This window comes from Streptococcus suis YS56, from assembly GCF_000440115.1.
GTDB lineage: Bacteria > Bacillota > Bacilli > Lactobacillales > Streptococcaceae > Streptococcus > Streptococcus suis_L.
Map to the genome: position 1 here is coordinate 1 of NZ_ALMY01000031.1, position 26,940 is coordinate 26,940.

Below are 26,940 nucleotides of genomic sequence, written 5' to 3' on the forward strand. Positions count from 1 at the left end.
TGATAACAGTATTACCTTCTCAAACTTGCCAGTCGGCATCTATATCTTGAAAGAGACAGTCGTTCCGACCGGTGGTTATAGACCAGTCTCAGAATTACAAGATATTAAGTTTGAAATTCAAGCAAATGGTACCTTGAGACTGATTACCGCAGATACCAATATGGTCAGCGTTGACGCTTCTCAAGGCAATACCATCGAACTCACCATAAAAAACTTTAAACAATTTACCTTTAAACTCCAAAAAACCGACAGCGGTGATGAAAATCATCTACTGGATGGCGCACGGTTTACCATCTATCGAGATGCAGATAATAATGGTGTGGAGGAAGAAGTGGTAGCGAGTGGTGTCACCACAAACGGTGTCTTTGAAACCCCGCTCAGCTTTGGTTACTACATTTTACAAGAGACCACTGCTCCGACAGGTTATCAAGTAAACACCAAAAAATATCGCTTCCAGATAAACCATGATGGCACGACCTTCCTGCATAATGGAGACGACACGGTGACGCTAGCGGAAAGAGCAGATGGGAACAATATTGTACTCTTCACCATGAAGAATACCAAACAAACCAGCTATTTCAAACTCGCTAAACGTGATTACAGAGATAGCACTCAACGCTTGGAAGCCACCTTCGAGTTGAAGGAAGCAAACAAGGCAGACGCTATCCCGATTGTCAAGCAAACGGCGACGACAGGAGATGACGTCAGCTTTGAGAATTTGGATTTAGGAAAAAACTATATCCTCAAAGAAACCATAGCCCCAGACGGCTATCAACTCATTCAAAAAGAATACCGTATCGATGTCGGAACAGACGGAGCCATCACCATCCACGATGGAGGCGACCTTGTCAGTCTGGACGGTACGGATACACACCTGATTATCGTGAAAAACCTCCGCAAAGGAGAATATCCGCAAGCAGGTGGAATGGGCGCAATCCCATATCTTGCATTAGGGGGGGTGATGATGTTACTGGCTCTTGCCGTCGAGCTAGGAAAAGAAAAACGTTGGAAACATATACGTAAATAGGCTACATATCATTTTATCTTTTATTACTTGGTTAACTGGTTTTGACGTACTTTAGTACAGTCTGCAGATTTTGACACGAACTGCGTTCGTTCGATTTCCACCCACCAACTATCTCCCAGATAGTTGGTGCTAGTAATAAAAGCAAACTGAAAGATTAAAAAAGAAAAGGAGAAAATAGTGAAAAAGTTAACAAAAGTATTCTCCCTTTTGACCGTTCTTCTAACGATTTTCGGTCCATTGGGAAATCTTCGACATTTAGTACATGCGGATGATACGCAACAAACGAAGGTTGTGGTGCATAAGGTCTTGATGAGTAAAGAAGATTTTAATAATTTCGATCATGATACTAAGCAACAAACTCACAAGTATGATGGTACACAAATTCAACAAAATACATTCACAGACTATTTTGGTCAATCTGCTAAAGAAATCGAAGGTGTCAACTTTAAAGTTTGGAAGAAAGTTGATCAAGCAGAAGTTGGAGTGACCAAAACTGGCACTGAATTAGGCATCGCTGGTGAAGGTGCAGCAGAGAACTATAAATTATTTGAAGATACTGGAGATAAAAAATACGGTACCGAAGGTGTAGTTACTGGTGCAGATAGCTCAGGTGCTACATTTATTCTTGAAAATGGCACTTATATCTTTGTAGAAGATAAGGTAGCATCACCTTACTACAACAAGCAAGAAGGTAATGATAAAGGTAGTGAATTGACAGAAGCAAAAGCAGTTCCTTTCCGTCTTGTTCTACCAGTTACTCGTCCAGAAGGAACAGGTTACTTTGATGTGAACAATCCACTCCACGTTTATCCAAAGAACACAGAGGATAAACCGACAGTGACCAAGCAGTTCGCTGACGCTAAACAATCACCTAGAAATGTTGAAATCGGTGAAAAGATTCCATATAAAATCACAACTGAAATTCCAAAAGGTTCTTCTTATAAGACGATTGTCTGGGAAGACTTGATGGTTGAAGGTTTGGATTTTGTTGAAGGTTCATTAGTTGTAGCTGAAAAAAGTTTAGCAGCTTTTGATAAAGGTACGCATTATAACATCGTTGAGACTAAACGTGGCTTTACTGTAACAGTAACACCAGCTGGTTTAACAGCCATTGAAAATGCTGCTAAAACAGATAAAGTGAATATCACTTTACGATATGAAGGTATCCTAAACGACTCAGCTAAGGTTGACGTTGAAATCCCTAACGAAGTGAAATTCCACTATGGTAACCGTCCACGTACCTTCACTGATACAGAACCAGAACCTGTGACACCGAATGGTGAAAACAAAATCAGAGTAACTAAAAATTGGTTAAATAGCCAAAATAAAACAACCATTACCTTTAACGTATACGAGAAGGATACTGGTGTGAAAGTCGGATCATTTACAATGGGTCCAGAAGAAACTTTTAAGGAGTATTCAGAAGGTCTTAAGCAGGGCAAAGAATATATTGTAGTCGAACAACCTGTTGACGGTCATATTCCATCCTATACAAAAGAAGTGGGAGAAGATAAGAAACATATTCTTTCCGTAACCAACAACCCGTCAGACAACCCACCTCCGCTAGTGCCAGATAAACCAAAAGTTATCACTCACGGAAAACGTTTCATCAAGACGGATAATCAAGACAACTTCGGTGGTGAAAAACTTCTTGGCGCAGAATTTGTGGTGACAAATGACCAAAATCAATATTTGGCTTTGAAATCAGCAACTACACAAGCTGAAGCATTGCGGAATTATAATCAAGCAGAACAAGATTATCTTGCATCTGTGAAAGCAAATGATGGCCAAGCCGAAGCTAAAAAAGCTCTTCGCGATGCAGCCTATGAAGCACTGAATATGCAGTGGGAGTGGGTAGCAGAAAAAAATCAAGCCTTTACATTCATTTCATCTAAAGATGGTAAATTTGAAGTTAAAGGTCTTAAAGCAGGTCAATACGAACTTGTCGAAACAAAGGCTCCAGAAGGATATGCATTACCAAGTGATACGATTCCATTCCAAGTTAGCCGAGGTTCTTGGGGTGAAGGTGAAGAAGTAACGACTGCTAACTTCCAACAAGTGAAAAACAAAAAGATTACCATTCCACAAACTGGTGGCATTGGTACCCTTGTCTTCACAGTTGTCGGTTTGAGTGCAATGGTATTTGCATTCATCGCGATGAAAAAACGCCAATCTGAAGAAGCATAATCAGGAATAGAAAAGGAGGGTCTGATGAGGATTATTAAACAGCTAGTCTGTTGCATAATTGCACTGGTCTGTTCGTTGTCTCTGCCCTCTCTTTTGGTTCAAGCAGAGGATACCTATTCTATTCAGGTCGGCATTTCCTTGCCAGAGCATGTGGATGCGGGCAAGCTAGATTTGAGTCTCGAAGCCTGGTATCTGCCGGAGGGAGATCGAGAGACTCCCGAGCAACTGGCAGAGAAACTCTATGCCCTGAGTCGAGCGGATCTAAGTCAGCTGTATGGACAAGCCCAGCTTTCCGACCCCATGACTCCTCAAGGATTTGTAGGTTTTTCTGGTCTGAAAAAGGGCTGGTACTACATTCGACAGCAGGGGGCAGCAACTACCATTGAGGTCATTCCCTTTGTCCTCCAGGTAGACGGACGCCTACAGACCATACAGGCTAAGGTTGGACTACCGGGGAAAAAAGTGGGTTATAGGAATTTTCTCAAGGTTTCTACCAGTACAGCCCCCTTGGCAGGAGCGGTTTTCCAAGTCTTGGAAGAGGTGGACGGTCAACTGAGGCAAGTGATGATTGACGGCAAACCCTATCATCTGACCTCGGAAAATGGTGGTCACCTCAAAGTAGGACCGCTCCCCTATGGTACTTATTATCTGAAAGAGGTCAAGGCTCCTGCAGGCTATATTCTAGCCCAAGATACGATTCCTTTTGAAATTACTTCGGATTCACATGTGTCTGAAATTGTTAAAATCAAGAACAAACCCGTCACACCTCCCGGTATTGAAATCCCATATACCGGAAATGCGGTGGTCATAGCGGTTTTATCGCTAGGCATTATTCTCTTCTTGCTAGGCTATCGTTTGGTTACTTATACGAAACGATAGTGCCTGACAGACTAAGAACAAAGGAAAAATCTCATTGTCAGGTTGAATCTGTGGCAATGGGATTTTTTTCGGTTTAAAGGAGAGGCATTGCCCATACTATGCGAGGGGGTTTGTGGTATAATATAGGGTGAGAAACAGTCTTATATCGTCATTTAGTTTTTCTTTTATTACTTCGTTAACTCGCCTTGTCTAACTCCAGTTATGCCTGCGACTCGCTATCTAGTACTAAAAGTGAACTAAAGGACTATACTCCTCGAAATCAACAGTATCCGTTGTCAAGAACTTATCAACAAGTCTTTGTCTTCGGTTTGGGTTTTCGTTGAGCATAGACTGAAAAAACTCTAGAAGATTCAATGTGTGTTCACAAAGTTGAAGGAAAGACGATGCAAGATGCTTGCAGTGGTATCATAACAAAAAATGTAGAAAAGCCATGAAAAAAAATAAGAATCAAATACAAAAAAAGTCAGATAAAGTGACAAAGAAAAAAAAGAAGAGTAACCTCCCGTTTTATCTAATATTTTTAATCGGATTGGGGATTTTACTCTATCCACATATTTCCAATTTTTATTATCGGTACGAGGCTGATCAACTAACGACTTCTTTCGACCAAGAAAAACAAAACTTAACGACCAAAGAGGTTCAAGAACGGATGGATTTGGCTCGAGCTTTTAATGAAAGCTTGAATAATGTGGTCTCTGAAGACCCTTATACTAAATCACGTCATGAAGCTGGACGGGCGGAGTATGCACGGATGTTGGAATTGCATGAGAAAATGGGATATGTTGAAATTCCAAAAATTGATGTAAAAATACCTATTTATGCAGGAACCTCTGAAACCGTGTTACAAAAAGGTGTTGGTCACTTAGAAGGAACTTCTTTACCAGTTGGGGGAAGTGATACGCATACAGTCTTAACTGCTCATACAGGTTTGCCGAAAGCTCGCCTATTTACGGACTTAACCAAGGTAAAAATCGGCGATACTTTCTATATTCACAATATTGCAGAAACGTTAGCTTATAAAGTAGACCAAATATTGGTTGTTGAGCCAACTCAGTTTGACGAACTTTTGATAAAACCTGGGCAGGATTATGCGACGTTATTAACTTGTACACCTTATATGGTAAATACACACCGTTTATTGGTTCGTGGTCATCGTATTCCTTACGTTGCGGAAGACCATCTTAAAGCAGCTGAAAATGCAGAGAAGCGTATTCTTATCCGTTATCTTCTGTATGCTTTGGGAATGTTGGTGATTATTTTGTTGATTATCTTATTTACAAGAAGACGGAAAAAGAAAAAGCAGGTAGAGAAGTTTGAGAATGATAAAACGCTCACAACATAAAACGAAAAAGGGGAAATCCAAACAATCCATACTCCTGAAACTCCTATTTCTCTTTGGTTTAATAGTGACACTGTATCCTTGGATTTCACAGTTTTACTATCGCTATGATTCTGATCGTGAAATTCAGTCGTTTTATGAACAAGCCCAACAGTTACCGAGTGAGGAAGTTTTAAAAAGATTGGAACATGCTAGGGCCTATAACCAGACATTGGACCCTCGCAAGCTACAAGATCCCTACACAGAGGAAGAAAAAGCTGGAGTTGCAGAATATGCGCGCATGCTTGAGGTTAAGGAAAAAATTGGTTTTGTGGAAATTCCAAAAATCAATGAGCGGATTCCCATTTATGCTGGGACAACTGAATATGTATTACAAAAAGGGGCCGGACACTTAGAGGGGTCGTCATTGCCGGTTGGTGGTGAAAGTACTCACACTGTCATAACAGCTCATCGTGGTTTGCCCAATGCTTCCCTGTTTACCAATCTCGATCGTCTCAAAGTCGGGGATCAGTTTTACATTCATAACATCGCAGAAACACTAGCTTATGAGGTGGATCAAATCTTAGTTGTTGAGCCGAGTGACTTCGATCCTGTCTTGGTACAGGCTGGAAAAGACTATGCTACTTTATTGACCTGTACACCGTATATGATCAACAGTCATCGTTTGTTGGTACGTGGGCACCGTGTTCCTTACGAGCCTGAAGTTGCCAAAGAGGAAAAACCAGTATTCTTTTTGGATATGCTAACGCTATCCTACTTAATAGCTTTACTGATTATACTAGTGATTGTTGCTATCCTCTATCTTCGCCGTAGGAAGAAGAATCGGAAGGTAAAAGTGAAATGATGAAAAAAATTGGCTACATTCTCATGCTGATTGGCTTATTACTGCCGTTAGTCTTACTGACGAATATGTCTTTGCATGAGTTTCAGACCTATCGACACTATCAGTCTTACCAAAGCCGTTCGACATCATTTTCGTCAGAGCAAAAAGCGGCAATTGATACTTATGAAGAACAAATCAGTAGCGGAGATATCCCAACAATTGACCCTTTTGCAGAAAAGAATAGTTCGGATAGTAATTCTGTTGTTGTTCCCGCTTTGGAAGGTGGTGTGATTGGTTATCTGAGCGTTCCAAGTATTGAAATTCGCCAGCCGATTTATATCGGAGCCACAGCCCAGCATTTAAATGATGGAGTCGCTTCTGTTATTGGAACGGATTTGCCAGTCGGTGGAATCGGTCGTCGAAGTGTTATCGCAGGCCATCGTAGTTGGTATACTGATTTAAGATTCTTTCGACTATCGGAACTAAAAGAGGGAGATAAGATTTTTATTGAAATCGGTGGGACAACACTGACGTATTTGGTCAAAAATGCGGAGGTCATTAAGGCGACCGATTGGCAAAAATTATTACCTGTTGAAAATCAAGATATGTTGACGCTGTTGACGTGTGATCCGTTAGTTCCTCCATTTGACTATCGCTTGTTGGTAAATGCTTATCGAGAACCTGATGTAAGTGAAGTCGTGAAAGAAGAAGTAACGGGTCAAGAAAATAAAGACGAGATAAAGCAGTATGAAAATAGCTCAATTAGTAGTGTGCTTTACATAACTGTTCTGGGGTGGCTTCTGTTTCTGTATATCTTGTATTGTTTTATTAGGTTATTAACTAAGGCTTCATGTCAGGGGCTTCGATAGCATCGTCGATTGTAGCGGATGTCAGTGCACTTTTATTGCCACGGATTCGCCAAATGACACCACCAGAAAGCATGACTAGGATGGATTTGCTGAGAATCATTTTGATGAATACTGCTACCTCTTTGATTGATGTTCTAGATTCATCTGGGCATGCTTTGGAAAATTCTCCGAGACAACAAGGTGCTGGTCTGTTGCAGATTGATAGAGCCTTTGAAACAGATGTGATTCTTCACCACCGTCTAAAAGGAGGGGTGGAATTAAAAGAAATAGGGCGTGAGACAGAATTTGAGGTAACCTTGGAAAATCTAGGAAACCAACAAAGAAGCTTTGCTATTTCAGCTGGGAAAGTATTGACTAGTCAAGATGTTCCTATTGATAGGATAGGACGTTCTGGAGAAGTAGTTAAAGAGATTCATGCGACAGAAATCAAGGGCTCGAGTATTCATCTTTCTGAGCAATCCATTCAACTGGGTCCGAAAGAGAAGAAAACTATTCGCCTGAGATTGGATGCAGGAGAAGCGAAAGACCAGTTTGCAGACGGGTATATTTACTTCAAATCATTGACGGAGGGGCAGCCTGACATCAGCATACCTTATTTTGGCTTTGTTGGGGACTGGTCAAAAGAATGTGGCTTTCAGATTGTGGAATTTTTCTATCCCGCTCATCCAATGGAACATGTGCCTAATTTTCCAGATGCAGAATTGTTCATCCGTTTTGAAAAACGGATGAAATAGTTGGAGAGGTGAGCTTGCTCGCCTCTTTAGCAAGTAGAAAGGAAATCTATGAATCAAACCATAGCTGTTGTTTTCGGAACCTTTGCTCCCATGCACAAGGGACATTTGGATTTGATCGAGCGAGCAAAGTTGGCCTGTGGTCAGGTTTGTATTGTGGTGTCAGGATATGACAAGGACCGTGGGGATTTGATTGGTTTAGATTTGATCAAACGATTTCAATTTGCACAAGAGCAGTTTAAGGAAGATGATTTGGTCAGAGTTCATGCCTTGGATGAAACGGACTTGCCTCCCTATCCAGATGGTTGGGACCTTTGGTTAGACCGCTTGCTTGGTTTATTGGATTTGTCTGAACATCAAGTACCAGTCTTCTATGTGTCTGAGGAAGAATACGCTCAGGAACTGCAAAGTCGAGGCTATCAAGCTCATTATAGTCCTAGAAAATTTGGTATTTCAGCGACCCTCATTCGCGAGAGTCCAGAGAAGTATCGAGACTCTATTGCCCCTGCCTTTGTTGGCTTTTTTGAAGATGGGGAAGATATGTAATCAGTATAGAAAAAAACGCATAAAATCAGGTTACAACCTTGGTTTATGCGTTTTTTTTATGTTTCGTTTTAACGAATGTCTAACTACTCTGGTTTTCTTATTTAGCAATCCGTTCTTGATAGGCTTCTCTGGCTTGATCAAAGAGTTCTTGTACCTGCTCAATGGTTTCTGCCTTGGCAACGGCTCCGCGGATCTTGGCAGCACCTGCTGAACCACGGAGGTAGTGAGGGGCAAGACCACGGAATTCACGGACGGCAACTGACTCGCCTTTGAGATTAGTCAATCGGGTCAAGTGATCGAAGGCGACATCAAGTTTATCTTCAAAGGAGAGGTCGGGCAGGACTTCTCCTGTTTCAAGATAGTGGTTGATTTGATTGAAGATATAAGGATTGCCCATAGCAGTTCGTCCGACCATGACGGCATCAGCTCCGACTTCCTCGATTCGCTGGCGGGCATCTTCTACATTACGGATGTCACCGTTTGCGATGAAGGGAATCTTGGTCAGGCTGCCAGCTACCTTGGTGAGGGTTTCCAGGTCAACGGTTCCTGTGTACATCTGCTCGCGGGTCCGTCCGTGCATGGCCAGGGCAGACACACCGGCACTTTCTGCGGCCAAGGCATTTTCGACCGCCAGGTCGGTATTGTTCCAACCTGTCCGCATCTTAACAGTCAAGGGAATATCGAGGACCGAGGTCACTTCCTTGATGATGTGGTAAATCTTGTCGGGGTCCTTGAGCCACTTGGCACCGGCCTCATTTTTAACAACCTTGTTGACAGGGCAGCCCATGTTAATATCTACGATATTAGCCTTGGTGTTGGTTTGGATGAAGTCGGCAGCTCGTTTTAGTCCTTCGGCATCACCGCCGAAAAGCTGGATAGACATAGGGTATTCGTTGTCGTCGATATGGAGCATGTGGAGGGTCTTCTCGTTGTTGTAGAGAAGGCCTTTTTCAGAAATCATTTCCATAACGACCAGACCTGCGCCCATTTCTTTGGCAATGGTGCGGAAGGCTGAGTTGGTCACGCCAGCCATTGGGGCTAGCACGCAGCGATTGGGGATTTCCACATCACCAATCATAAAAGGGGTGTTGAGATTAGCCATTGATGAGTTCCTCCAAATCGTTTTCGTCAAAGTGGTAATGGGTCTGGCAGAATTGACAGGTGATGTCTACGCCTTTGTCCTCGTCTTTCATCTCTTGCAGGTCCGCTTTTGGCAGGCTGGCTAGAGCATCGAGGAAGCGGTCTTTAGAGCAGTCGCAGACAAAGCCGATTTCCTCTTCTGACAGGCGTTTGAAGTCGTCGTCGCCATAAATGGCGGATAGCAGAGCTTCTATGTGGTTTTCAGAAGCCAGCAAGCTCGAAATGGCAGGCATTTCCTGGATGCGTTTCTCGAAACGGGCAATTTCAGCCTCAGTCGCACCGGGAAGAACTTGCAGTAAGAATCCGCCAGCAACCTTGACCTTGTCTTCTTCGTCTAATAATACGTTCAGTCCCACCGCAGAAGGTGTCTGCTGGCTGTCTGTTAGGAAGTAGGCAAAGTCTTCACCGATTTCACCAGAAATCAAAGGTGTCATGGAATTGTAGGGGTGACCTGTTCCGTAGTCTGTGATAACCAGGAATTGCCCGTTGCCCACAAGAGGCCCAACGATGACTTCGCCAGTCGCTGTCCTTTTGTAGTCCAAGTCTGGATTTTGAATGTAGCCCTTGACCTGACCTTTGGTATTAGCAACGGAGATGATAGCCCCAACAGCACCGCTAGCTAAGATTTTCAGAGTGATCTTAGTATCACCTTTTTCATTGGCAGCCAAGATCTGATTGGCAATGAGGGTGCGACCCAGAGCAACGGTGGATGACGCCATAGTGTCGTGTTTTTCTTGAGCCGTTTTTACGGTTTCTGTGCTATCTAGCACAAAGGCACGGAAATGCCCGCTTTTTGATAGTGTTTTAATAATTTTATCCATAAGGATTATTATAGCACAAGTCGGGAAAATGGGGAAAGGGAGAGGTTTTGAGAAGGTTATTTATAAGATAACCACTCAACGCCAGATTTCTCAGCTTCTTCCAGCATAAGCTCATCTGGGAGTTGGTCGGAAATAATAGCCTTGTACTGTGAAAGGTTGTTGATTTTGAAGAATCCTGTCTGGTGAAATTTGGAACTATCTATGAGAAGGATGGTCTCTTTTGCTCGATCAATGACGCTTTTTTTGGCTAAGGCTTGACTAAACGATGCTTCATAGACAAATTCTTTATCAATACCTCGTGCGGAGCAAAATGCCAAGTCAACATTGAAGTGGTCTAACAAGGTATTTTCGATCGCATGGTTCACAACTGACGCAGAGTGATGTTTAATTTCTCCACCAGTAATGAAGATTTTCATTGTTGGATTAGCAAATTCTGACAAACGTTGAGCAGTGTTCAGTCCATTTGTAAAAATAATTAAATTATCAATTTTTGTGAGGAAGTTACAGAGTTCGTAAACAGTGGTACTAGAATCCAGGTAGATACACATGCCTGGGCCAATAAAATCTTTTGCCATATCCGCAATCATTTTTTTAGCCAGTCTATTTTCTGATTCTCGAATAGTGTGAGATAGTTCAATCGTGTTGAAGGAATTTAAGATGACCTCGCCATGTTGTCGCTTGAGGAAGCCTTGCTGCTCAAGGAAAATTAGATCACGGCGTAGAGTTGATACACTGGAATAGGTCGACTTCTCTAATTCTTTTACCCCTATACGTTTTTTAACTTGTAAAATGGCCTTGATGTCTTGGATTCGTTGTTCTTTGCTCATGGGGAAAACCTCCTTTTTTGTTTTATTATACATAAAAAACCAATATTTTTGAACAATATTTCAATATATTTTTGAAAAAATGACCATTTTCCAACTTTCTGTTCAAGTATTGAAATGAAGTGTTCAAGAATCTATAATAAAAAATGTAAGCGATAACATTCTAGGAGGAAGACCTATGGAATCTGTTTTAGCAATTGATCTAGGAGCTACCTCGGGCAGGGGAGTCCTTTACTGGATAGAGGACGGATTACTGAAGGCAGAGGAATTGAGCAGATTTGAAAATATTCCAATCAAAGAAAGAGGGAATCTCTGCTGGAACAGCCATCAATTAATGGAACATATTGTCCATGCTATTAAGCTAGCCCAAGAGAAAAGTGACCTGCAATCGGTAGGTATAGATACTTGGGGTGTGGATTTTGCTTTATTAGATAGTCAGGGAGAATTGATAGCTCAGCCAGTTCATTATCGTGACAGTCGGACCAATGGAGTACTAGAAGAAATAGGGAGCTACTCCTCCTTAGAGGAGCTCTACTATAAAACAGGTAACCAAATCATGGAAATCAACACACTATTCCAGTTGATTCGTTTAAAGAACAGACAACCTGATCAGTACTATAAGGCAGATAGATTAGTGATGGTGTCTGACTATCTGAACTATATGCTTACAGGACAAATAGCCATTGAGAAAACCATTGCTTCTACAATGCAGCTACTCAACCCTTATACCAGAGAATGGAATAAAGAGTTATTAGCTAGTTTTGAAATAGCTGACAATCTATTTCCATCCTTGGTTAAACCCGGAAATATTCTTGGAAGGATACAAGAAAAATGGGGGCTCCGTGCTTCCAAAGTCATCAATGTCTGCCAACATGATACAGCAAGTGCAATCGCATCCATTCCAGACGATGAGGAGAGGGTACTCTATATTTCATCAGGGACATGGTCTTTAATAGGGACTGTTTTAAGTTCCCCTCTGATTAGTAAGGAGAGTTACGACAAAGAATTTACGAATGAATTTGGAATAGATGATAGTATAACATTCTTGAAGAACTGTACAGGTTTGTGGATTTTTGAAGAATTAAGAAGACAGTTTAAGGAGCAAGGACAAGAATACTCGTTCCAAATGATTACGGAAATGATTGAAAATTGCCAAGAAGATGTCGCTAGGATTGATACAGAAAATCCAGAATTTGTTAGTGCAGGCAATATGATAGAAAAAATTACCGCCTATGCACAGAGAACTAACCAAGTTCTTCCATCCAGTCCAGCTCACTATTTCAAAATAGCTTATTATGGTTTGGCGGAGAAGTACAAACAAGTGATTTCTGAACTGGAAGATCTGTTAGGTTATTCTTTTGAAAAACTCTATCTATTGGGCGGAGGTTCTAAGTCGAACTATTTCTCACAATTAGTAGCAGATGTGACAGGAAAGACTGTGGTTACTGGTCTGTATGAAGCAACTTCAATTGGTAATGCACTCGTTCAATTTAAGGCTCTTGGATGTGTTAAAGATATGAAAGAAGCCAAGAAACTTGTAAAAGAGTCTATAACATTTAACTATTTCTACCCAAAAGAGGAGGAAGAAAATGACACTATATCCTAAAATTGGAATCCGTCCAACCATTGACGGTCGACAGGGCGGTGTAAGGGAATCCTTGGAAGAAAAAACCATGCAGATGGCCCTAGCTGCTAAGGATTTGATTGAGTCCAATTTACGTTATGCAGATGGAACACCTGTTCAGTGTTTGCTGGCCAGTCGAACCATTGGTGGTCAGGGCGATGCAGGTATTGTCTACGATGAGTTTGCTCGTGACAACGTAGTTGCTACCTTATCTGTCACACCAAGTTGGTGCTATGGGACAGAAACCATGGATATGGATCCACATACGATTAAGGCTATTTGGGGCTTTAATGGGACAGAGCGGCCTGGTGCAGTTTACCTAGCCGCAGCTATGAGTGGCTATGCTCAAAAGGGTTACCCAGCATTCAAGATTTATGGTCATGATGTTCAGGACTTGGATGACAATAGTATTCCTGCTGATGTAGCTGAAAAAATCTTGCTATTTGCCAAGGGGGCGATCGCTGCTGGTCAGATGAAAGGCAAGTCCTATGTCAACATTGGAGCTTCTTCAATGGGGATTGCAGGTTCTCAGGTTACTACTTCCTTCTTTGAAGACTATCTGGGAATGTTGGTCGAATTTGTGGATATGACAGAAATCCTTCGCCGTATGGAGTTGGAAATCTACGATAAAGAAGAATATGAAAAGGCCCTTGCTTGGATCAAAGAATATTGTAAAGAGGGTGTTGACATCAATGCAGGCAAGGAATTCCCAGAAGTGATTACCAAGTCCAAGGTGATTCCAGCTGACAAGGATTGGGAATTTATTGCTAAGCAAACCTTGATTATTCGAGACATTCTCTTTGGAAATCCTCGATTGGCAGAGATTGGTTGGGAAGAGGAAGCTCGTGGTAGAAATGCTATTTCAGGTGGTTTCCAAGGTCAACGGCAATGGACTGACTGGTTGCCAAACGGAGATTTCGCTGAAGCAATCATGGCTTCTACCTTTGACTGGAATGGACCACGACCTGTCACTGCCTTTGCAACAGAAAATGATACGTTAAATGCGACCGCCATGCTATTTGGAACCCTCCTAACCAACAAGGCTCCAATCTTCTCTGACGTTCGAACTTATTGGAGCCCGGAGGCGGTCAAACGAGTGACTGGTCAAGAACTAACAGGTCGTGCAAAAGATGGCATTCTTCACCTGATCAACTCAGGTGCTTCAGCCCTTGATGGAAGTGCCGCGGCACGAGATGAAGCTGGTCAGCCAACCATGAAAGAATTTTGGAATATGACGGAGGAGGATGTCAAAGCTTGTCTGGAAGCGACAGACTGGTGTCGAGCTAACTATGAATATTTCCGTGGTGGCGGTTATTCTTCTCACTTCAAAACTCAAGGAGAGTTGCCTGTGACCTTGATTCGTGTCAATCTAGTCAAGGGTGTTGGTCCAAGTTTACAGATTGCCGAAGGCTACACTTGTCCATTGGATGATGAAGTGCATCGTATCTTGGATGAGCGGACAGATAAAACATGGCCAACAACTTGGTTTGCTCCGAATCTTGGAGAACCTGGTTTTGAAACGGTCTATGATGTCATGAATCATTGGGGGTCTAACCACGGAGCCTTTGTTCATGGACACATTGGTGCGGAAGTTATCACTTTGGCAAGTATGTTGCGAATTCCTGTAGCCCTCCACAATATTCCAAGGGAACGAATTTTCCGTCCAAGCATTTTTGATGGTGTCGGTACTAAGGATTTGGAAGCGGCAGATTTCAAGATGTGTGAGGTTTTAGGACCGCTATATAGTAAATAGAAGGAGAACACTTTATGTTCATGGGAAAAGAAAGAAAGGAACTTATAAAGTACGGCAGAAAGTTAGTTACTGAAGGCTTAACCAAGGGTACTGGTGGGAATCTGAGCGTATTTAACCGTGAAAAAGGTCTAATGGCAATCACTCCATCTGGAATTGATTTCTTTGAAATCAAGGAAGAAGATATTGTCATCATGGACTTGGAAGGACAGGTAGTCGAAGGTGAAAAACTTCCTTCTAGCGAGTGGTATATGCACTTGATTCAGTACCAGAAACGAGAAGACCTTGATGCAGTCATTCATGCCCATACAACTTACGGAACCGTTTTGGCAGTGTTAAGAGAACCCTTGCCAGCTAGCCACTATATGATTGCTGTAGCAGGAAAGGATGTCCGAGTAGCAGATTATGCCACATATGGGACTAAAGAATTGGCTGAAAATGCTGCTGAGGCGATGAAAGACAGACGTGCAGTCTTTCTTGCCAACCACGGTATCTTAGCGGGTGCTCAGGACTTACTAAATGCCTTCAATATCATTGAGGAGGTTGAATACTGTTCAAAAATTTATTGTGTTGCCAAAAGCATGGGAGAACCAGTCATCCTCCCAGATGAAGAAATGGAATTGATGGCTGAAAAATTTAAAACTTATGGACAAAGGAAATAATACGGAGGAACCTAAAATGAAAAAAAGTTTGTTGAAATGCGGTGCATTGTGTTTGTTTGCGTCAGTCATTCTTGCTGCATGTGGGTCGTCGTCAGGAACTAGTTCAAGTACTGAAAAAGCTTCAGGAGGTGATGATACTGTTCTAGAATTCTATCATGGTTATCACCATAGTGAAGAAGAATGGCCAGCAGCCAAAGTCATGCGTGACCTTTATGATGAATTTGCTAAAAAACACGCAACTGGGGACGTTGAGTTCAAACCAACTCCTGTGAACGGAAGTTTGACAGACATCATGAACAACAAGGTTGCAAGTGGTGAATTTCCAGATATGATTGACTTAGCTGGTAACGATGTTTCCTTGGCAGCGATTGAACAAAGTTTGGTTCTAGATTTGAAACCATACATCGATGAAAACGGTTTGAAAAAAAATGTTGGTCTAAACTATACACAAAATGATGTGAATGGAAAAATCTATACAGTCCATGACCAATTGTTGACCTTGGGTCTATGGTATAATGCAGATATTTTCTCCAAGGCTGGAGCTAAAACACCTGACCAATGGACCAAGTGGAGTGATTTTACGGAAGCTATGGCCTTGGTTCGAAAACAAGGTGTCTATGCCTTTGGTGCAGGGGAGCCAGCAATTCGTCTCTTTAACACAGTACTTGGCTCATCTGAAGCAGGTCGTAAACTGTTAGAAGGTCCTCTAACGTCTGAAGGAATTGATTCAAAAGAATTTGCTGAAGCCCTTAAATTAGTTATGACAGAAGTTCAAGCTAATGGTTCAGCTAATGCTGGCGGTGATGCTAATGTTTATTCTACTGATTTTACAGAAAATAAATCAGCAGTATTCTTTAACGGAGTTTGGGCAGCAGGTGGTTTGAAAGATAATGCAGCTTTGAAACCAGGTTTGTATGCTGGCAATGTTGCAATTAGTTCAGCTGGTGGTGGTATTACAATTTCAAGCAATCTCTCTGAAGAAGAAGAAAAACTTGCTTTGGAATTTGTAAAATATATGACTAGCGATGAAGTTCAAACAACCATTTTTGAAAAAGTTGGAGCTAACCCAGCCAGCCAAGCAATCGATACTGCAGAAATTGCAAGCGGATCTGATGACGCTACTGTAAAACTCTTAGGTGAAGCAACGTCAATGGCAAACAATGCAGATGTAACTGTTCCGACTGTTGTATCAGTTTGGGGTGGTGACGTTCGTACTGCTATTATCAACGCATTGACTGAAAGTGCAGCTGATGGTGTAGATATTGATCAGAAAGTAAAAGAAACACAAGACATCTTGAAAGCCCTTATCGGCTAATATATCAGGGCTGTTCTCATGTATAGAACCACCTTTCAAGATTAAAGTCAACATCTCAGCGCAGTGGTTGATTGGCAGATTTGTTCGTGCTCCACACTCCAAATCTGACCTAATCAACTGTGCGGGGGCAGGAAGACGAACTCCATTTTACTGTACTGAGTTCTTTCCTGCTCCCTTTTTTAGAAAGTGAGTATTTTATGGCAAAGAAAACCATGACCTTACAAAATAGGAAGGCACAGAAACAACGATTTATTTTTCTATTCTTACTTCCGACCTTAGTTTGTTTCTTTCTCTTCTACTTTTATTCGGTGGTAACTATTTTTGCAACCTCCTTTACTAAGTGGGATTACACGAATTTAACCAGCCCAGAATTTCTAGGTTTTGGCAATCTCTTTGCCAATTATAAGTATATTTTTAGTGAGTATCCTTTCTTTTTGGAAGCATTGAAAAATTCAATTACATGGGCAATTATAGGTGTAGTCGTTCAAGTTCCATTAGCTTTATCGGTAGCGATTGCTTTATCAAAAAAATTGGCTGGTTGGAAAATATCTCGAAATCTTTACATCATACCTAGTATTATTTCAAGTGCGGCAATGGGTTTGATTTTTCTTCAGATCTACAATCCAAATTATGGAGTCGTTAACCAAGTTATCCGCTTCTTCAACCCTGAATTTTCGGATGCCATCTTATTGACACCTGGTTTAAATATCATTGCAATGACCTGTGCTTATATTTTCTTTGCAGGGACATCAACAATAATGATATTGGGTCAAATTTTCGCCATTCCACAAGAAATTCATGAAGCAGCTATTTTAGATAATATCACAGGTTGGAGAAGAGAGTGGTATATCACCATTCCAATGATAAAAGAAACATTAAAAACGGTATCGATTATGGCCGCAACTTCAGGTTTCCTTTTGTATAACGAAGTATTTTTCCTTACAAATGGTGCGGCTGGAACTAAAAGTATTAGTTTTATCATTAGGGAGTTGGCAGTATCCAGTTCTCGTACACAATACGCCAGAGCGAATACCATAGGTGTTATTCAGATTCTTGGTGGGATGTTAATCATCTTGTGTATCAATCTGATCTTCAAAGAAGGTAAGCGTAGAAAGTGAGATAAAGCGTATGGACAATCGTTTAAATGGCCTTTCCAAAACGGGAAAATTAATAATTTACATCTATATGGCTATTACTTGTTTGATTTCAGTGTTTCCAATTTTATGGATTTTCCTGTCTTCCTTAAAAGCAGATCCTATGAAAAATCCAGGTATTAGTTTACCGACAGATTTAAGCTTTGACGGTTATATCAAGGTGTTTACAGAACTGCATGTATTGGATTATTTTTGGAACAGTTTTAAAGTGGTTTCAATTTCCGTTATTATCAGCATCATCATGATTTCCATGTCTTCTTATGTCATAGCTCGAATGGAATTCCGCGGTAAAAAGTTGATAACTGCCATGTTGTACTCAACTCTTTTTATCCCTGCTACAGCAATGACATTTCCAGTCTATCGCTTGGTAAATGTTCTGGGTATTTATAATACACCAGTAGCTCTGATTTTTGTCTACTCTTGCAGCGGTATTGCTATGAGTTTCTTTATTATAAAAAACTACTTTGCAATCATCCCTAAAGAATTAGAAGAAGCAGCTGAGATTGATGGAGCAAGCTATGCTCAGACGTTTTGGAAAGTTATGCTACCAATTGCTAGACCTGGCATTTTAACGGCAGCAATTTTAGCCTTTATTAACAACTGGAATGAGTATTACTGGGCTTCTATGCTGATTATCAATAAAGATGAGTTGACGGTTCCAGCCTTACTTGGACAGTTCACTACTAGCTTTAATACCAATTATAATGGTCTTTTCTCAGCTATCGTTGTGATTATCTTACCACCAATTTTACTCTTTGCTTTTGCAAGTAAATACTTTATTGAAGCCCTTGGAGGAGGAGCAGTTAAAGGATGACAAGAAATAGTTTACAAGAAATTAACAAACGGACAGAATGGTTCCGAAGAGACCGCTTTGGTATGTTCATTCACTGGGGGCTTTATTCTATCCCTGGAAAAGGGGAATGGATTCGTAGCCACCAGCAACTATCCATTGAAGACTATCAACCATATTTTGAGACGTTTAATCCTGTAAAATACAATCCGAGAGAGTGGGCAAAAGCGGCAAAGGCGGCAGGTATGAAATACATGGTCTTGACTGCCAAGCACCATGATGGATTTTGCTTGTTTGACACAGCCTATACTGACTACAAGGCTACAAACACACCAATTGGAAAGGACTTGGTGGCTGAGTTTGTTGAAGCGGTACGAGAAGAAGGATTAAAAGTAGGTCTATACTTCAGTCTGATTGACTGGTATCATCCAGATTATCCGAAATATGGCGATATGATTCATCCCATGCGTGAGAATGAAGCCTTCAAAGGTGAGAAGATTGACTTTGATAACTATTTGACTTTCTTACACAATCAAGTAGAAGAAATTGTAACCAAGTATGGCAAACTGGATATTCTATGGTTTGACTACTCTTATGGAGAAATGTTCGGTGAGAAGTGGCGTGCAACAGATTTGATTAAGCTTGTACGTAAGCATCAACCAGATGTAGTTGTTGACAATCGTTTAGAAACATCAGGAGAAGGATTTGGCAGTATTGTAACGGATAATATCAATCTTTATTCTGGAGACTTTGTCAGTCCAGAGCAGATTGTTCCGCATGAGGGAATTCGAAATATACATGGAGAGCCAATTCCTTGGGAGCTTTGCTTAACAATGAATAATAACTGGGCCTACAATCCTACGGATCATCTCTACAAATCGTCCAGGACACTTATTCGTAAGTTGGTTGAGTGTGTAAGTAAAAATGGGAATATGATTCTGAATGTAGGTCCAGATGCACTAGGAATTATCAACCAAGAGAGTCTGGAAATTCTAAATGATTTTGGAAAATGGCTGGATAAGAATGGTGAATCTATCTATGGTTGTGGCGTTAGTTCATTACCTAAGCCAGAATGGGGCTACTATACTCAAAAAGGGAATACGGTTTATGCCCATGTCTTTGAACAGCCAATTGGTCCACTTGCCTTGATTGGTATCGATGAAAGCAAAGTCAAAAGGATGAGTTTCCTTCATGATGGTAGTGAAGTGAAGATTTCTAAGAGCTGGACAACTAATGCTTACGAAGGGATTTGTTTTGCCCAGTACGGCGACATTCCTCACTTTACTTATCCTTTGCCAGACAGCGTAGATAGTGTGATTAAGATTGAATTAGTAGGTGATGATAGTGAAGATTGAAAATAAACAGATAGCACGCTATTTTAAATTAGAAGATGGGAAGTTTTATACTTCCCATATCTTGAATAAAAAGCTTGATGAACCTATTGGAAATGAAAAAAATACGGAATTCGTTGTTTCTTTTTGTGATGAAAGCCAGCTCAGCTCTGAGGATTTTACAGCTCATGTGGTCGAACAAACCAATGAAAGTCTTTTGGTGAGTTTCTATCATTCAGAAATCCAGTTAACCATTTTTTATTCAAAACGTGAAGATGTACTTGCTAAAGAGGTTACTATTCTGTCGTCTTCTAAAACAATTAACTACATTGATGTGGAGCAGTTTGGTTTTGCAAACTTAGAGCAGGTATATATTCCGAAACAGCAAGAAGATATTAAGGAAATGGCTGGATTTTCTGGCTATTATGTAGAGTTGGGACAACCAATTTATGCCAAGTCCTTCTTCTTTGGTATGGAGTTTCCAATGGGGGAAAATAGACTGGTAGATCAAACCTATTTTTCTCGCTACTATGTCGGTCACGAAATTAAAGAGCCTAAAAAAATCTGGCCAGTTGTTATTGGTGCGGCTTCTGGATTTGAGAAAGCAAGCATTCAACAGGATTTCTTTACTTACATTAGTGGAATTGCTCAGCCAAGTTACTTCAGAAAACAATATAATTCTTGGTATGACCATATGACTGCCATTGATGAAGGGATTATTGTAAAGAGTTTTGAAGAGATTTCACATGGCTTTGAAGACAATGGTGTGAAGTTGGATGCCTATGTCGTTGATGATGGCTGGTGTGATTACCAAAGTGTTTGGGAGTTTAATGAAAAGTTCCCTAATGGATTAACAAAGGTAAAAGCTCTCGTAAATAATTTAGGTGCAAGTCTTGGTCTTTGGATTGGACCACGTGGAGGCTATAACGGTACAGAAGTTATCATGAGTGACTGGTTGGAGGCACATCCAGAATTCGGTAGCAAGAATGCCTTGTCAAATGATGTCAATATTGGTGACTTCAATTATTTGGAAGGCATGAAGCAAAAAATGTTGGATTACCAGAAAAAATATGATATCAGCTATTGGAAAATCGATGGTTGGTTGCTGAGGCCAGACAAACCAGACCCTAGTGGCGAGTTTGCCATGCACACTATGACTCCTGTCTATGAATTCTTGATTGACCTCTTAAAAGATTTAAGGGCAGAGCGAGGAGATAGAGATTGCTGGTTGAACTTGACTTCCTATGTCAATCCAAGCCCATGGTTCTTACAATGGGTCAACAGCCTTTGGATACAAATTTCGCAGGATGTTGGCTTTACAGAAAATGCTGGGAATGATATTCAACGGATGATTACCTACCGTGATTGCCAATATGAAGAATTTTTAACTAAACGGGATATTCAATTGCCTCTCTGGAGTCTCTATAACCATGAGCCTGTCTATGCGAGTACGGCTCATACCTGGTACATGGACCATCAAATGTATGCCAGTGTAGAAGAGTTTGAAGATTATCTCCTGTTTATTTCCACTCGTGGAAATGCTTTTTGGGAATTCCACTATTCCTATACAATGTTTGATCAGGAACGTTGGAAGGCCAATGCTCGCGCTGTCAAGTGGATAGAGAATAATTACTCAACTCTAAAACACAGTCAAATGATTGGCGGGAAACCGTCAGAGTTTGAAATTTATGGTTACAGATGTATTGATGAAGAAGCAGGGAAAGAAATTCTCTCGCTTCGGAACCCAGCTAACCATTCAACCACTATTCAGTTAGATAATATCAATCTTTCCGACTATCAATTGGTTAAAGGTGACTATACAGTCCTGTCAGAAACAGAGTATGAACTAGCTCCATATACAATTCTGATTGCAGAGAAACTAGGAGGGTAATATGGCAGTTAAATATGCTTTAGGTGTAGATATTGGTGGTACAAAAGTTGCTGTGGGACTGGTAGATGGTACAGGTCATGTGGCTTATGGTTTAAAAGTGCCAAGCAATAAAGAATCATCAGAAACCTTATTTCAATGTGTGTGTACAGCTATTCGAGAACTACTAAACAGTCAGCAACTGAATATTGAGGATGTTGCAGGGATTGGAGTTGGCTTGCCGGGAAAAGTTGATGTTGAAAATGGAGTTGCAGTTTTTCAAAACAACATTCCATGGGCGAATTTTCCTATTGTGAAGCGACTTCAAAAAGAATTTGGAAATATTCCAATTAAAATTGACAATGATGTGAAAGTAGCGGCCTATGCAGAGTATCGAATGCTTTCATTAGAAGCAGATGATATGTTTGGATATATCACTATCTCTACAGGTATCGCTGCTACCAATATCATAAATAACACAATTCTAAGAGGCTCTGGCTTTGCGGGCGAAATCGGTTTTATGCCAGTTCGGAGTTTCGGAAGAACAAGTGGTCTAGAAATCTCCTGCTCAGGACCAGCCATTGAACGCCAAGGGAAGCAAATGTATGGTGAAGATTTGTCAACCAAGGCAGTGTTTGATAATTGGCGTAAAGGAGATATTACAGCATCAGCTATTATCGCTAATGCGAGAGATGGCATGGTCCAAGCGATTCATAATATGATTTGTTTACTGGATCCTAAAATAATCGTTTTGGGTGGTAGTGTTGCACAAAATAACCCAGATTTTATTGAAGATATAAAGACCGTTTTGGGATTATCTTTACATCATGAACAAAAACATATTTTGAATAATATTATCATCTCAAAAATAGATAATGGAAATAACGGAATAATTGGTTCTGCATTCCTAGTCCAATAATAGAGAAGAAATATGATGAAAATAGATAGTTCATAGTACTTTCAATTTTATAGTTTGGTTTGTTTTCCAATATCAGAAAAAATGGACTAGGAAATGTTGGGAAGCAAAAGTTCTCTTTTATCAAGAATAAGAGGTAAAACAAGTGAAAAATAACAAGAGAAAATTTACACTTTTAACGATTGCAACATTGGCTTCAGCATTCTTGTTTCAAAATCATGTGTTTGCATCTGAGGTTTCATTATCTGATTTAAATTGGACTACCGCAACTCACGGTGATGCTACTTCATCCAAAACTGTTCAAAAGAATAAACCATTTACTGCAGGGAATGAAAACCGTGAGAATAAAATTTCATTAAAAATGGAAGATGGCTCAATTAGAGAATTTGAGAAAGGAATCGGAACTGTTGCAGCAAATCCTTCTACAATTAGCTATGACATTTCTAACCTAGGAGCAACGAAATTTAAATCCTTTGTAGGAATTGATAGGACAGCTGTTCCTACGGATAATAGATATTCCAAAATTAGTAAATTTGAAGTGCTTGTAGATGGGGCTGTAATTTATACATCAATTGACAATTATCCAGATGGGATTAAATACGATACATCAGCGATTTGGCTTGAATTAGATATTCCATCTAATGCACAAATAATTGAATTTAAGAGTTACTCAGGAGAATATACATGGGGTGATGAAGTTGTGTTAGGTAATCCAACTTTTGAAATTCCCGATAGTTCGGAAATTCAAGATGATGCAGTAGATGTTGTAGATCAAACTTCTCCAAATGAACTACCTGTTAGAGAGAATTCTGTTTATCTTTCAGACTTAGATTGGCGAAGTGCTAGTCACGGTGATGCCACAGCTTCAAAAACTGTTCAAAAAAATAAACCATTTACGCTAGGGAATAATGGAAGTAATCAGAAAATTTCTTTAAAAATGTCTGATGGATCAATTAAGGAGTTTGAAAAAGGACTAGGTACAATCGCTGCTGGACCATCGACAATACAATATGATATTTCTGGAGCAGGAGTATCACGGTTTACCACATTTGTAGGATTAGATAGGAGTGCTGGTCATGCAGATAATAGGTATGCTAATATAGAAAAATTTGAAATTGAAGTTGATGGTACTGTAATTTACTCGACTTTGAACGAATATCCAGATGGTTTTAATTATGATACTCCAGCAATTAAAGTTGATGTTGAAATTCCAGAAGGTGCTCGTTCTATTCGTTTAAATAGTTATTCTGGTCAACAAACCTGGGGCGATGAGTTAGTTTTAGCAGGTGCTTACTTTGTAGCAAGTGGACAATTCCGTAATCCCAATGACTTTGAGCCTGCACCTAAACGTAGAGAAATTTCTAACACAAGTCCATTACTTATGATGCCATTATATGCTAATGGTTCAGAATATAGTAAAGGAAATTATTCATTCTGGGGAGAGGATACTTTAGTTGGTAAATGGGAAAATATTGATCCAGAATTAAAGCCTTATACAGTAATTCAAGTTCACCCAGATGATTTACCACATAGAGCAGGAGTAGCTCAGGATTTTTATGAGAAAATTCTCGAACAAGCTCAAAACTATGTGAATCCAACCACCGGTCAAAATGAACCTATTCCAGTTATCTTAACTGTATACACAGCAGGCAACCAATCACATTATACTGCTGCACATTGGATTACGATGGAATGGATTGATAGAATGTATGAAAAGTATTCTTGTCTTCAAGGAATCTTTTCAACAGAAAATTATTGGGTCTGGGCTGGAAATGTTGAAAGTAATGCAGCTGAGTATTTAAAATTGTCAGCAAGACACGGAGGATATTTCATTTGGTCTGAGCAAAACAATGGTGCCTCCATTGAAAAAGCTTTAGGAACTCAGGGAAGACCGATCTTTAAAGAGACAGTCGAAAAATATTGGCAAAACTTTATTTTCATGTTCAAGAATACCCCTGCACATGAAGGTAATGACGCTCCAACTGTAAGTTACATGACAGGTCTATGGCTTGCTGACTATGCATACCAGTGGGGTGGATTGATGGACACTTGGAAATGGTATGAAACAGGAAAATGGAAGTTGTTTGAAAGCTCTGGAATTGGAAAAACACAAGGGAATAGACAATGGTTAACTCAACCAGAAGCCATGTTAGGAGCAGAGGCTATTAATATCTATTTAAATGGTGGATCGGTATATAATTTTGAGCATCCTGCCTATACCTATGGTGTAAGAAATGAAGAATCACCATTATATTCAACTGTAATTGAAAACTTCTTCAAATATGTAATAAATAATCCTGCACCTTCTAAAGAAGATGTACTCGCTGCTACAAAAATTTTGATAAATGGAAATTTCTCATCTAAACGAGATGGTCATTTCTATGTTGATGTCAATACAGCAACACACCAAAGTCCACTATATACAACTGGTCGATATGGTGTAATCCCTGCTGTACCATCTAGTATTTCTTCAGAAGTATTGAATTCAAAATTACCTGACCATATTCAGGTTGTCAGTCTAAATGACGGCAGTATGTCTTCGGCGGCTAACAGAAGAAATTTATTAAACGGCCTATATCCAGAAGAGTATACTGGAAACATTTTTGGTGATGAGATTGACAATAGAGCATTTATCTATAATTATGAGTATAATCGCGACAATGACCAGACTGGTTCATTCGAACTTAGTGGTAAAGAGTTTGATGTAACTTTGAAATCTCACTCGTTCACGATTGTAGAGAATATTGCAACAGGATTAAATATCAAACAAAATAACTTCCGAATCAATAAAGATTCATTATGGGAAGGTGCTTCAAATTCAACACAAGCTAGAGCATTACCTCAACTATCAAAATCTGATGCTATAAATTGGGTATTTAATACTTATATCCATAATACTCCAAGCTCCGAGCAGCGTGAGACAGTATATGTATTGAAGAATGTAAGTAAACAACCAACTGTTGAGATACTGAATTCTAGTGATTCAAATTTTGTAACTCCAAGTGTAGAATACAATTCTGAATCAAAAACTGCGACGATTAGAATCGTATCAAATGGTTATGTTGATTTGAATATTAACTATTAAATACAATAGTTAATTAATAAAAATTGAGCAAAATTTCAAGATGTAAATCATGAAATTTTGCTCTTTTTTTATAAAGAAGTAAAACCGAAAGTTCTATAATGAAGTTAGCCACCTTACCTTAGTCAAGAATTAGATGTTTCACTATGTTTGAGTAAGTTGATGATTTCATTTGATAACAGGCTTGAAGCTGTTAGGCTAGTTGCCCAAGGCTAATCATAGCCTTGGTTTAGCTGAAAAAACAGCTTCAAGGGTGCCTGGTGTCAAATGAAATCTGATGTAAGGTATAAGAAAACACCTCTGTGCTATACTTGTTGTTCACCACAAACACAAGGAAAGGCATAGAGATGCAAAAGTATTATAAACCAAAAGGGAAACATTTGACAATAGATAACCGTCGCTTGATTGAGCGGTGGAAACTTGAAAATAAGTCAAATCGTGAAATTGCAGGCTTGTTAGGAAAGGCGCCTCAAACGATTCATAATGAAATCAAGCGTGGGACAACCTTACAACAAGTGCGAAAAGGGGTCTACAAAAAAGTTTATTCTGCTGATTATGCACAAACTGTTTACCATTCCAATCGAAAACGGTCGGTTAAAAAGATAATCTTAACGAAAGAAATGAAAGAGAAGATCTTACACTATCATAAGCAAAAGTTTTCGCCTGAAATGATGGTGAAGAAGAAGCAAGTGAAAGTAGGTATTTCAACCATCTACTATTGGTTTCATAATGGTCATTTAGGATTGAAGAAATCGGACATGCTTTATCCTAGAAAAGGGAAAGGTGGCAAGAAGCAAGCTAGTCCGAACTTTAAGCCAGCTGGTAAATCAATCGAAGAGCGACCAGAGGTCATCAATCTTCGATTGGAAAACGGTCATTATGAAATTGATACAGTTCTACTAACCAGAGCGAAAAATCATTGCCTTTTAGTCTTAACCGACCGGCGGAGCAGACACCAAATTATAAGGTTAATTCCAAATAAAACTGCTGAATCTGTCAATCAGGCGCTTACGTTACTTTTAGGGGAGCATCGTATTCTGTCCATTACTGCAGATAATGGTTCGGAGTTCAAACGATTGTCTGAGGTATTTCCTGAGGAACATATCTACTACGCACATGCTTACTCTTCATGGGAGAGAGGTTCAAATGAAAATCATAATCGATTAATTCGGAGATGGTTACCTAAAGGAACCAAGAAAACGACTCCGAAAGAAGTAGCTTTTATCGAAAATTGGATTAACAACTACCCTAAAAAATGCTTGG

General features: G+C 40.1%; 22 protein-coding genes. 19 read left to right on the forward strand and 3 right to left on the reverse strand.

The window, feature by feature from the left end; genetic code table 11:
• The 8 genes from SST62_RS1000000112785 to SST62_RS0104605 form a co-directional block, all read left to right on the forward strand.
• A partial coding sequence (locus tag SST62_RS1000000112785) for an MSCRAMM family protein (protein ID WP_029942589.1) occupies window positions 1-1,027 on the forward strand: 1,027 nt, incomplete at its 5' end.
• A gap of 177 nt (window positions 1,028-1,204) precedes the next feature.
• The gene (locus tag SST62_RS1000000112065) at window positions 1,205-3,214 is read left to right on the forward strand and encodes a pilin N-terminal domain-containing protein (protein ID WP_079267428.1); all 2,010 of its coding nucleotides are present in this window, start codon (window positions 1,205-1,207) and stop codon (window positions 3,212-3,214) included.
• 24 nt (window positions 3,215-3,238) lie between these two features.
• Window positions 3,239-4,093, forward strand: a complete 855-nt coding sequence (locus SST62_RS0104575; protein WP_029186467.1) for an MSCRAMM family protein — start codon at window positions 3,239-3,241, stop codon at window positions 4,091-4,093.
• A 430-nt stretch (window positions 4,094-4,523) separates the two neighbouring features.
• Window positions 4,524-5,435 (forward strand): class C sortase, encoded by a 912-nt coding sequence (locus tag SST62_RS0104585; protein ID WP_029186468.1) that lies wholly within the window; start codon window positions 4,524-4,526, stop codon window positions 5,433-5,435.
• Window positions 5,413-6,276, forward strand: a complete 864-nt coding sequence (locus tag SST62_RS0104590; RefSeq protein ID WP_029186469.1) for a class C sortase — start codon at window positions 5,413-5,415, stop codon at window positions 6,274-6,276. The genes SST62_RS0104585 and SST62_RS0104590 overlap by 23 nt, the downstream gene beginning before the upstream one ends.
• Window positions 6,273-7,124 carry a class C sortase gene (locus tag SST62_RS0104595; protein WP_029186470.1) on the forward strand — a complete coding sequence of 284 codons (852 nt, stop codon included), beginning with the start codon at window positions 6,273-6,275 and terminating at the stop codon, window positions 7,122-7,124. The genes SST62_RS0104590 and SST62_RS0104595 overlap by 4 nt, the downstream gene beginning before the upstream one ends.
• Window positions 7,106-7,858, forward strand: coding sequence for an Fn3-like domain-containing protein (locus SST62_RS0104600; protein ID WP_079267429.1), 753 nt, complete (start codon window positions 7,106-7,108; stop codon window positions 7,856-7,858). The genes SST62_RS0104595 and SST62_RS0104600 overlap by 19 nt, the downstream gene beginning before the upstream one ends.
• A 48-nt stretch (window positions 7,859-7,906) precedes the next feature.
• Complete coding sequence (locus SST62_RS0104605) at window positions 7,907-8,401, forward strand: adenylyltransferase/cytidyltransferase family protein (protein WP_029186472.1); 495 nt, start codon at window positions 7,907-7,909, stop codon at window positions 8,399-8,401.
• A gap of 97 nt (window positions 8,402-8,498) precedes the next feature.
• On the opposite strand, the gene dusB is transcribed toward SST62_RS0104605, so the two are convergent.
• Genes dusB through SST62_RS0104620 form a run of 3 tightly spaced genes read right to left on the reverse strand, consistent with a single transcriptional unit; the run spans window position 8,499 to window position 11,189 of the window.
• Window positions 8,499-9,503: a tRNA dihydrouridine synthase DusB gene (gene dusB / locus SST62_RS0104610; RefSeq protein WP_029186473.1), complete on the reverse strand. Its 1,005-nt coding sequence runs from the start codon at window positions 9,501-9,503 to the stop codon at window positions 8,499-8,501.
• Window positions 9,496-10,362 (reverse strand): Hsp33 family molecular chaperone HslO, encoded by an 867-nt coding sequence (gene hslO, locus SST62_RS0104615; RefSeq protein WP_029186474.1) that lies wholly within the window; start codon window positions 10,360-10,362, stop codon window positions 9,496-9,498. The genes dusB and hslO overlap by 8 nt, the downstream gene beginning before the upstream one ends.
• Window positions 10,363-10,418: 56 nt before the next feature.
• Window positions 10,419-11,189 (reverse strand): DeoR/GlpR family DNA-binding transcription regulator, encoded by a 771-nt coding sequence (locus SST62_RS0104620; protein ID WP_029186475.1) that lies wholly within the window; start codon window positions 11,187-11,189, stop codon window positions 10,419-10,421.
• A gap of 175 nt (window positions 11,190-11,364) precedes the next feature.
• On the opposite strand from SST62_RS0104620, the gene SST62_RS0104625 reads away from it, so the two are divergent.
• The 11 genes from SST62_RS0104625 to SST62_RS0104675 form a co-directional block, all read left to right on the forward strand.
• Window positions 11,365-12,792, forward strand: coding sequence for a rhamnulokinase (locus SST62_RS0104625; protein WP_029186476.1), 1,428 nt, complete (start codon window positions 11,365-11,367; stop codon window positions 12,790-12,792).
• Window positions 12,776-14,563 (forward strand): L-fucose isomerase, encoded by a 1,788-nt coding sequence (locus SST62_RS0104630; RefSeq protein WP_029186477.1) that lies wholly within the window; start codon window positions 12,776-12,778, stop codon window positions 14,561-14,563. The genes SST62_RS0104625 and SST62_RS0104630 overlap by 17 nt, the downstream gene beginning before the upstream one ends.
• 14 nt (window positions 14,564-14,577) lie before the next feature.
• On the forward strand, window positions 14,578-15,222 hold the full coding sequence (locus SST62_RS0104635) for an L-fuculose-phosphate aldolase (protein ID WP_032499335.1): 645 nt from the start codon (window positions 14,578-14,580) through the stop codon (window positions 15,220-15,222).
• A 16-nt stretch (window positions 15,223-15,238) separates the two neighbouring features.
• Window positions 15,239-16,537, forward strand: a complete 1,299-nt coding sequence (locus SST62_RS0104640) for an ABC transporter substrate-binding protein (protein ID WP_029186479.1) — start codon at window positions 15,239-15,241, stop codon at window positions 16,535-16,537.
• A 197-nt stretch (window positions 16,538-16,734) separates the two neighbouring features.
• Complete coding sequence (locus SST62_RS0104645; RefSeq protein ID WP_024377508.1) at window positions 16,735-17,655, forward strand: carbohydrate ABC transporter permease; 921 nt, start codon at window positions 16,735-16,737, stop codon at window positions 17,653-17,655.
• A gap of 10 nt (window positions 17,656-17,665) precedes the next feature.
• Window positions 17,666-18,505: a carbohydrate ABC transporter permease gene (locus tag SST62_RS0104650; RefSeq protein WP_024377507.1), complete on the forward strand. Its 840-nt coding sequence runs from the start codon at window positions 17,666-17,668 to the stop codon at window positions 18,503-18,505.
• A complete protein-coding gene (locus SST62_RS0104655; RefSeq protein WP_029186480.1) occupies window positions 18,502-19,836 on the forward strand; it encodes an alpha-L-fucosidase in 1,335 nt (444 codons plus the stop codon). Before SST62_RS0104650 ends, SST62_RS0104655 begins: the two co-directional genes overlap by 4 nt.
• The gene (locus SST62_RS0104660; protein ID WP_029186481.1) at window positions 19,826-21,703 is read left to right on the forward strand and encodes an alpha-N-acetylgalactosaminidase; all 1,878 of its coding nucleotides are present in this window, start codon (window positions 19,826-19,828) and stop codon (window positions 21,701-21,703) included. The genes SST62_RS0104655 and SST62_RS0104660 overlap by 11 nt, the downstream gene beginning before the upstream one ends.
• A 1-nt stretch (window position 21,704) precedes the next feature.
• Complete coding sequence (locus SST62_RS0104665) at window positions 21,705-22,598, forward strand: ROK family protein (RefSeq protein ID WP_029186482.1); 894 nt, start codon at window positions 21,705-21,707, stop codon at window positions 22,596-22,598.
• A gap of 142 nt (window positions 22,599-22,740) precedes the next feature.
• Window positions 22,741-25,680 (forward strand): glycoside hydrolase family 98 domain-containing protein, encoded by a 2,940-nt coding sequence (locus tag SST62_RS0104670; protein WP_029186483.1) that lies wholly within the window; start codon window positions 22,741-22,743, stop codon window positions 25,678-25,680.
• A gap of 344 nt (window positions 25,681-26,024) precedes the next feature.
• Window positions 26,025-26,940, forward strand: a 916-nt coding sequence (locus SST62_RS0104675; protein WP_029186484.1) for an IS30 family transposase, incomplete at its 3' end; no start/stop codon positions are given.